Below are 9104 nucleotides of genomic sequence, written 5' to 3'. Positions count from 1 at the left end.
CCAATGTGGCCGTTCATCCTCTCAGACCGGCTACTGATCGTCGCCTTGGTGGGCCGTTACCCCTCCAACTAGCTAATCAGACGCAAGCCCCTCTCCCGGCGGTAGCATATTCAGAGGCCACCTTTCTTCCCACTGCCATGCGGCAATGAAAACGTATTCGGTATTAGCAGCCGTTTCCAGCTGTTGTCCCCATCCGGGGGGCAGGTTGCTTACGCGTTACTCACCCGTTTGCCACTAGAGTCCATAGGAAGCAAGCTTCCCATGTCCTCCCGTTCGACTTGCATGTGTTAAGCACGCCGCCAGCGTTCGTCCTGAGCCAGGATCAAACTCTCCATGATATGTGAAGAGCTGATTGCTCGTTCTTACTTATTATTGGTATTACCTGTTTTGAAATCTTATTGCTAAGACCTCGCACTCTGGCGTATTGTTTCGTATCACATTGTTCAGTTTTCAAAGGCCATGCCGTCTCGCGACGACTTGTATATCTTACCAGACTCGCCCGGGCTTGTCAAGCACTTTTTTCGAAGTTCTTTTCAAGCGAACCGGTATCCGGCCTGCCGCGGCGCCCTGCCGCAACAGCTTGTTTAGTATATCCTCTTTTCGCCCTGTTGTCAAGAGATTTTTTATAAAAAAAAGAAAGCAGAGAGCAATTCTCTGCCTTCTTCGCCTTTATTACTTATTCTACGGTAACGCTCTTCGCCAAGTTTCTCGGCTTGTCGACGTCGTTGCCCCGGCTGACTGCAATATAGTAGGACAACAGCTGCAACGGAATAATCGCCATAATAGGTACGACAAAATTATCCGAAGCCGGAACGGTAATCAACGTATCTACAGTCTTCCGTACTTCCGTATCGCCTTCCTGCACTACGCCGATGACATAGGCGTCGCGGGCCTTGACTTCCTTGATATTGCTGATCATTTTTTCTTCCACGTCTTTTTGCGTAGCCAAAGCGATGACGGGAACGCCTTCTTCAATGAGGGAAAGCGTGCCGTGCTTCAATTCGCCGCCGGCATACGATTCGGCGTGAATATAGGAAATTTCCTTTAATTTTAAAGCGCCTTCCATAGCCAAGCCGTAGTCCATGGACCGGCCGATAAAGAAAACGTCTTCTTTGCCTTCGAAGGAACTGCACATCGCCTTGATTTCGTCAGCGCAGTCAAAAATCTTACGGCACAAATCGGGAACAGCCGTCAAGTCATGAAGAATGCGGGACTCTTCATCGGCAGTCAGCGTTCCGTTCAAACGTCCCATATACAGAGCTAGCAGCAGCAATGTTACAAGCTGCGTCGTATAAGCCTTGGTCGACGCGACAGCAATTTCCGGGCCGGCCCAGGTATAGGCTACCTGATCGGCTTCGCGGGAAATAGACGAGCCGACGACATTCGTAATCGCCAGGGAACGAGCACCTAAGCGCTTCGCTTCTTTCAGCGCGGCCAGCGTATCGATGGTTTCGCCGGACTGGCTGATGACGATGCACAGCGTCTTGCTGTCCGTCAGGGGATTTCTATAGCGGTATTCCGAGGCGATATCTACTTCGACGGGAATCCGGGCCAATTTTTCGATAAAGTATTTTGCCAGCAACCCGGCGTGATACGCCGTACCGCAGGCTGTAATCATGATCTTGCCGATAGACGTAACGTCTTCCATCGTCCAGTTCAATTCTTCAAACTGCACGTGCGAACCGTCTTCGGAAATGCGGCAGCCCATCGTATCCTTAATGGCCTTCGGCTGTTCGTAAATTTCCTTGAGCATGAAATGTTCATAGCCGCCCTTTTCGGCCGCTTCCGCATCCCAGTTGACTTCAAAGACTTTTTTAGAAATGGGATTTCCTTCCAGATCAGTAACCCATACGTTGTCCTTTTTTACGATGGCAATTTCGCCGTCGTTCATGATATAGGTCTTGCGCGTATAGCTCAAAATAGCCGGAATATCCGAGGCTATATAGTTTTCGCCTTCGCCGAGACCGACAATCAGGGGATTGTCTTTTTTGCTGCAAATGATCTTATCCGGTTCAAAACGGCTCATGAACACGAGGGAATACGAGCCGCGCAGCCGGGCCAGCACGCGCTGTACGGTCCGCGTAAAATCGCCGTCGTACATGTCGGCGCACAAGTGGGCAACGACTTCCGAGTCCGTTTCCGACTTAAAGCGGTAGCCTTTTTCCAGCAGCTCTTCCTTCAATTCCATGTAGTTTTCGATAATGCCGTTGTGGACGATAGCGAAATTGCCGGCTTCATCCGTATGCGGATGAGCGTTGAGATCCGACGGTCCGCCGTGCGTAGCCCAACGCGTATGGCCGATGCCGACCGTTCCGACGACAGGATGGGCCTTCACTTCTTCAGCCAGATTCACAAGGCGTCCCTTCTTCTTGCGCACGGCAATCGCGCCGTCATGATACACGGCGATGCCGGCAGAATCATAGCCTCTGTACTCCAGCTTCGTCAAGCCGTCCATCAAAAAATCAGCTGCTTCTCTTCCTCCAATATACCCTACAATACCGCACATACATATAACCTCCTAGTGTGTGTATTTGCTTCCCACGACGACATTGTCCATTCCGTTGCCGCAATGCTTTTCCGCCATGTAACGACTGAAGCTGCCGAGAGGCATCCGCTGACATGTTCGATACTCCTCTTCCTCGTCCGCCCGCCGTTGCCGGCGGGCACTAGCGCTATCCATTTTACGAAGGATTTCCAAACGCCTGTAAAAAAAACAGGAATGAAGCGAACTTCATCACTTCATTCCCACATTCTAATATATTTTATCACCTAGGTCAATACCTACTTGGAGGGACCCATTTCATGCTCTACGACGACGGCAATATCGTCGACGATACGCTGAAGCTGTTCCAGGTCGGGCCCTTCCGCCATAACCCGAATCAGCGGCTCCGTGCCGGACGGACGGACCAGGATACGGCCTTCGTCGCCCAATTCCGCTTCTCCCGCTGAAATAGCCGCCATGATGAGATTGTTTTCTTCCCATCCCGATTTTGTCTGCACAGTCACATTCTTTAAAATCTGGGGATAACGGGTCATGAGGGCCGCTAATTCTGACAGCGGCTTATTCTGCTGCTTCATGATGCTGAGAAGCTGCACCGCCGTCAGCAGTCCGTCGCCTGTCGTATTATAGTCGAGGAAAATAATATGGCCTGACTGCTCGCCGCCTAAGGAATAGCCGTCCTTGCGCATTTTTTCCAGGACATACCGGTCGCCGACAGCCGTCGTTTCCGTACGGCATCCCATGTCTTTCAAGGCCTTGTGGAAGCCGATGTTGCTCATTACCGTTCCTACGACCGTATCCTGCTTCAAGCGGCCTTCTTCTTTCAGCTTCAGCGCGCAGAGCAGCATGATCTGGTCGCCGTCCATATCCTGCCCCTTTTCATCGACGGCCAGACAGCGGTCGGCGTCGCCGTCATTGGCAATGCCGATATCGGCGCCGCAGCGCAGCACCGTTTCCTTCAAATCTTCCAAATGGGTGGAGCCGCAGTTGTCATTGATATTCACGCCGTTCGGCTCCGTATGAATGGCAATGACTTCGGCCCCCAGGCGCTTCAGGATTTCCGGCCCGATAGAATAGGCCGCGCCATTGGCACCGTCGTACACGACCTTTAAACCCGATAAATCTACATTTGTCGACTTGCATACGAAATCGGCATATTCCTGCTGCAAATCCGTCCACAAGGAAATCGTGCCGATGCCGGCACCTACAGGCCGGCTCTGCAGACCGGCTCGTTCGTCGCGAAGCATATATTCTTCAATCCGGTCTTCCATTTCATCAGGAAGTTTGTATCCGTACCCGTCGAAGAACTTAATGCCGTTGTATTCAAAGGGATTGTGGGACGCCGAAATGACAACGCCGGCATCCATGTGATGCGTTCTCGTCAAATAGGCGACGGCCGGAGTCGGAATCACGCCGACCATATAGCATTCGCCGCCGGCAGACGCGATGCCCGCTGCTAAAATGCTGGCCAGCATGGTGCCGGAACGGCGCGTGTCGCGGCCGATAAGAAATGTCGGGTGTTCCTTATTTTGTCCAAAAATATACGCGGCGGCCCTGCCTAAATGATATGCCAATTCCGGCGTCAGGGAATCGTTAGCAATGCCCCGCACACCATCAGTACCAAACAATCTAGCCATTTACAACTACCTCCAAAGGTTGATATTTACGAATGATTTCATTTGCCGTTTCCAATCCATCGAGAAAAGCGCTCATAATGCCGCCGGCATACCCTGCGCCTTCCCCCACGGGATACAATCCCGCCGCATCAACAGCCATGCGGTCTTCGCCGCGCACGATGCGCACGGGCGCACTGGTTCTCGTTTCCACACCGGTCATGACGACGCCGTCGTCGTCAAAGCCGCGAATCTTGCGGCCGAAGTACGGTAAAGCCTGTTCCAGCGTACTGGTCACAAAGTCCGGCAGCACGCCATGCAAGTCAGTCCAAGTCACGCCGGGCCGGTACGTATGCACCGCCCCTTCTGCCGGAGAGGAGCCCTTGAGAAAGCTTCCTACGGTCTGAGCCGGCGCGTGGTAATTACTGCCTCCTGCCTTATACGCCAGCTCCTCGTACCGCCGCTGAAACTCGATGCCGGCCAAGGGCCCGCTGCCGACGTCGTCTGTCGTCACGTTGACGACTAAGGCGCTGTTGGCCACGCCGCTGTCGCGCCGATACAGGCTCATGCCGTTCGTCACGACCCGCCCTTCTTCTGACGCTGCCGCCACGACGGCTCCGCCGGGACACATGCAGAAAGAATAGCACGACCGGCCTTCCGGGCTATGGTACACCAAGGCGTAATCGGCCGGATCCAATCCCAATTCCGCTGCGTCGCAGCCGTATTGCCCGCGATCGATGACCTGCTGGTCATGCTCGATGCGCACGCCGACGGCAAAGGGTTTCTTTTCCAGGACGACGCCTTCGTCGTAAAGCATGTAATACGTATCCCGGGCGCTGTGCCCAATGCCTAAAACGACGACGTCCGTCTCATATTCCTCCTCGCCGTTGACGATAACGGCGCATACCCTTCCCCGTTCATCCCGGCGTATGGAAGTCACGCGGCTCTGAAAACAAACCGTTCCACCTGCCAATTCTATCATATGACGCATATTTTTTACAACGTTCCGCAAAATATCCGTCCCTACGTGGGGATTATAGGCATATAAAATTTCCGGCGGCGCTCCCGCATCGACCAGGGTCTGAAGGATATGGCGCAGGAGCGGATGATTCACCCGCGTCGTCAGCTTGCCGTCGGAAAACGTGCCGGCTCCGCCTTCGCCGAACTGCACGTTCGACTCGGGCCGGAACGTTCCGCCGTTCCAGAATTCTTCCACATGGGCCGTCCGCGTATCTACGTCGCAGCCCCGTTCAAATACGATCGGCTTATACCCGCCGCGCGCCAAGGCCAGCGCCGCGGCTAATCCCGACGGCCCCGTGCCTACGACGACAGGACGATGGCGCAGCACGACGTCGCCGGGCTGCGGCGGAACATAGGCAGTTTCCGCAATCCGGCGGACATCCTTGGCGTCGCGGCAGCGCCGCCATATTTTTTCTTCGTCATGAAAGGCGACGTCTACCGTAAATACCAGATAAATATTCGGCTTCCGCCGCGCGTCTACAGAACGCCGCACGACGCAGATATGCTCTATATCTGCCGGGCTGCAGCGAAGCTTTTTAGCTACCAGCGCCTCTATGGATTTCTTCATAGGCACGCCGGTGCGGATATTCATTACCCTTAGCACGCAATTCGCTCCTTTACTATTCCACGTCTACGGCAACTTCGATCGTATCGGGTTCGAAGATGACGCCGTTTACAGGCGATACGATAATCTTCCATTTCTTATCTTGCTTCAAGCCTGAAATATCGATAGGCGGCAAGTCGATGCGGGATAAATTCTTGAGAATATTCGCGTCTCCCTTTACGGCAACCGTATTCGGATTGATTTTGATTTCTTTCAGCGATACAGACGGAGACACGTCCCCTTCCGTCGTCACGTAAACGGGAATGTCTTTCGTCACGGCATTATGACCGATGGATATGCGGATATTGCTCTGCCACGGCGTCATTTCCAGTCCTTCGACGCGGGAACCGTCCGCCGCCACCAGCCGGATAGGCGCCATGATAGAAAAGTCGTCTATCCTGTCTTCGATCGGAATTTCCACGACAGCCTGTTCCACTTGCTTGACAAGACGGCGAGCGCCACTGATGACGACCTTTTCCGGCACGACCTTCAGGCTGCTGACGAAAATATCGTTCTTCGTCTGTCCTACCAAATGCGGCGTCAGTGCCAATTCCCGCACGGTGTATACGTCGACCATAATGTCAGCCGAGGTCATGCTCTGCTTTTTCAGCTCCGTCCCCGCCGGAATTTCTATGCGGACAGGGGCGCTCATTTCGCCTTCCTGGGCATCGGACAAATCAATATAGGCTTTAATATCCGACGGCCCTACGTTGATAATCGTGTTGCGCGGCCCGGACAGGCGTACGTAGACCGTCTTCGGCACGTTCGATGTAATGTACTGCGAGTCGAGGTTTTCCACGACGATCGGCACCGTATAGCTGCCTTCGCTCATGGGATTCTGTTCGTTAATGATAAAGAACCACAGCACGATCGCCATTAACAGACAAATAATCTTTAATTGCCATTTTTTGTCAAGCTTATTCATCATATCACGGCCTCCACTTGAAAATATTGGCTAAGCCCTGAGGCGTCTTGTTCAAGAAGGTCTTCAGCACGTTGCGCAGGGCGTTGCTGTCCAAGTGACGGTAAATATGACCGCCGTACGTATATGAAATAGAGCCCGTTTCTTCGCTGACGACGACGACGACGGCGTCGGCCATCTCGCTGAGGCCGATAGCCGCGCGATGCCGCGTCCCCAGCTCCGTAGACAAGGAACGGTCCGCCGTGAGCGGAAGCAAGCATCCTGCCGCCATGATGCGGTTTTCCCGAATAATGACAGCCCCGTCGTGAAGGGGCGTATTGGGAATAAATATATTTCCCAGCAGCTCCCGCGACACGACGCCGTCGATGGGAACGCCCGTATCGATGTAGTCGTTCAAGCCCACTTCCCGTTCAAAGACGATCAGCGCGCCGGTCCGCGTTTTGGACATCGAATCGGTAATCGCCACGATTTCATCGATAAGCCGCTCCAGCTCCTTGGCGTTCAGCACATGGCCCGACTGCAGAAACCGGCCCCGCCCGATTTGTTCCAGGGCGCGCCGCAGCTCCGGCTGAAAAACGACCGGCAAGGCGACCAATATAACCGTCATGCCCTGCTGCAGCATCCAGTTGATGACGTGCAGATCCAGGACCCGGCTGACGACCGTTACGGCGCCGAGCACCAGCAGCCCTTTGATCAGGGCCACGGCCCGTGTGTTGCGAATCAAAATGAACAGTTTATACAGCACAAAGGCGACAAGCAGAATATCCAATATGTCAAGCAGGCGAAAGCTGCTGATAAATCCCTGAATAGATACGCTCATGTTAGTTCTCCATTACGGCGACAAAAGAATAATGGTTAAGTAAATTCATTGTACACTATTTTTACTTCAAAATAAAGCCCGCAGGCTCGTACAAAAACGAAGCCGCAGCCAGGAGCTCTTTGAACTGACCCCCAAATGTTAGACCAAAAATCTAACGATTGGAGGTCAGTTTTTTTATGGCGAAACACAGATATGAATTTAAGAAGCAACTGGTATCAGAATACTTGGACAATCAGGGAAGCTACGCTTCCATTTCACAAAAACATGGCATGTCGAGCAGTTGCCAGTTAAAAACGTGGGTTGCTGCCTACAAAAAATTGGGGGATAATGGGTTAAAACGATCTCGATCCCGGAAAGAATACTCTTTCGAAGAAAAGCTTTCTGTGGTAGAGTCTTACTTAACAAGCGAACTCTCGTATCGGGAACTGGCTCTTCAAATGGGAATCAACAATCCGTCGCTACTTGTCAGATGGGTAAATGACTTTAAAATAGCCGGGCCGGATGCGTTAAGACCGCACAGGAAAGGCAGGAAGAAGACATTGAGTACATCGCAAGCAAAAGAAACAGAAGCACAAGTTCAGCATACGGAGGTTGATACCCGCGCAGAGCACGTGAAGAAATTAGAGGATGAACTTCTCAAACTCCGTATAGAGAATGCCGTTTTAAAAGAACTGAGGAGACTGCGGTTAGAGGACGAAGCAAAACGGAGAAGGTTGCGAACGTCATCTTCAGTCTCCGAGGACAATTCAAACTAAAAGATCTTCTCTCCTACACCCATTTGCCGAAGGCAACCTACATGTACTGGCAGAAACGCATGGGCCGCGAACATCCGGACAAAGAATTAGAAGATACCATACAGGAACTCTGCAAACAGCATACCACCTATGGCTATCGGCGAATCACGGGTGAGCTTACCAATCAGGGATGGCGCGTGAACAAGAAGAAAGTACAGCGTATCATGCAAAAGCTGAGCCTTCAGGTCACTTGTTTTACGCGAAAGAGCCGCAGATACAGCTCTTACAAAGGTAAGGTGGGAACCATCGCTCCCAATCGGATACGCCGTCGCTTCCACACGACGGTTCCCCATCAGAAAATCACAACAGATACGACAGAATTTAAATACTATGAAGTGGATGCCCAAGGGCATCTGACGCAGCATAAGCTGTATCTGGATCCCTTTATGGATATGTTCAATGGAGAAATCCTCAGCTATAGAATAGGGAACCGTCCTTCGGCCGAAAATATATTAGAAGCACAGGCGGAAGCGATCCGCATCACGGCGGATTGCCCCTATCGCCGAACCTTCCATTCCGACCAGGGTTGGGCATACCAAATGAAGGCGTACGTCCGTAAGCTCAAGCAAGAGCGGATTTTTCAAAGCATGTCCCGAAAAGGGAATTGTTTGGATAATGCGGTGATGGAAAACTTCTTCGGCTTACTGAAACAAGAAATGTACTACGGCGTCGTGTATTATAGCTACGAAGAATTGAAATCAGCTATCGAACAGTATATCAAATACTATAACGAGCAACGAATCAAAGAAAAAACGACTATGTGAAGCTTTTTCTGTAAATAACTGCCAGGTATAGGTCTTCTATGATACAATCTAAATCATAGGAGGCTTA

At 52.2% G+C, this 9104-nt stretch carries 6 protein-coding genes and 1 rRNA gene; 1 reads left to right on the top strand and 6 read right to left on the bottom strand.

Features of this window, described 5'->3' with window-relative positions:
• From OCV58_RS11975 to cdaA, 6 genes are all read right to left on the bottom strand, one after another.
• Positions 1–338 (bottom strand): 16S ribosomal RNA (locus OCV58_RS11975); the annotation flags it as partial.
• A gap of 338 nt (positions 339–676) precedes the next feature.
• Positions 677–2506 carry a glutamine--fructose-6-phosphate transaminase (isomerizing) gene (gene glmS, locus OCV58_RS11970; RefSeq protein ID WP_095629643.1) on the bottom strand — a complete coding sequence of 610 codons (1830 nt, stop codon included), beginning with the start codon at positions 2504–2506 and terminating at the stop codon, positions 677–679.
• A gap of 275 nt (positions 2507–2781) precedes the next feature.
• On the bottom strand, positions 2782–4137 hold the full coding sequence (gene glmM / locus OCV58_RS11965; protein ID WP_154877982.1) for a phosphoglucosamine mutase: 1356 nt from the start codon (positions 4135–4137) through the stop codon (positions 2782–2784).
• On the bottom strand, positions 4130–5737 hold the full coding sequence (locus OCV58_RS11960; protein WP_267312924.1) for an NAD(P)/FAD-dependent oxidoreductase: 1608 nt from the start codon (positions 5735–5737) through the stop codon (positions 4130–4132). The genes glmM and OCV58_RS11960 overlap by 8 nt, the downstream gene beginning before the upstream one ends.
• A 16-nt stretch (positions 5738–5753) precedes the next feature.
• Entirely contained in the window at positions 5754–6665 is a 912-nt protein-coding gene (locus OCV58_RS11955; RefSeq protein WP_239386332.1) for a CdaR family protein, read from the bottom strand.
• 1 nt (position 6666) lies between these two features.
• Positions 6667–7479 (bottom strand): diadenylate cyclase CdaA, encoded by an 813-nt coding sequence (cdaA, locus tag OCV58_RS11950; RefSeq protein ID WP_087478312.1) that lies wholly within the window; start codon positions 7477–7479, stop codon positions 6667–6669.
• 176 nt (positions 7480–7655) lie between these two features.
• On the opposite strand from cdaA, the gene OCV58_RS11945 reads away from it, so the two are divergent.
• Positions 7656–9037 (top strand): IS3 family transposase gene (locus OCV58_RS11945; protein WP_154877980.1). Its coding sequence is split into 2 segments (ribosomal slippage): positions 7656–8223 and positions 8223–9037, totalling 1383 coding nucleotides; the frame shifts between segments, so codons are not numbered across the junction.
• Positions 9038–9104 lie beyond the last annotated feature (67 nt).

The organism is Megasphaera stantonii, from assembly GCF_025567065.1.
Taxonomy (GTDB): domain Bacteria; phylum Bacillota; class Negativicutes; order Veillonellales; family Megasphaeraceae; genus Megasphaera; species Megasphaera stantonii.
This window is presented reverse-complemented; position numbering and strand designations above follow the sequence as displayed.

Coding starts and splice junctions, on each gene's coding strand:
- glmS (WP_095629643.1), bottom strand. CDS start 2,506: ATGTGCGGTATTGTAGGGTATATTGGAGGAAGAGAAGCAGCTGATTTT.
- glmM (WP_154877982.1), bottom strand. CDS start 4,137: ATGGCTAGATTGTTTGGTACTGATGGTGTGCGGGGCATTGCTAACGAT.
- OCV58_RS11955 (WP_239386332.1), bottom strand. CDS start 6,665: ATGATGAATAAGCTTGACAAAAAATGGCAATTAAAGATTATTTGTCTG.
- cdaA (WP_087478312.1), bottom strand. CDS start 7,479: ATGAGCGTATCTATTCAGGGATTTATCAGCAGCTTTCGCCTGCTTGAC.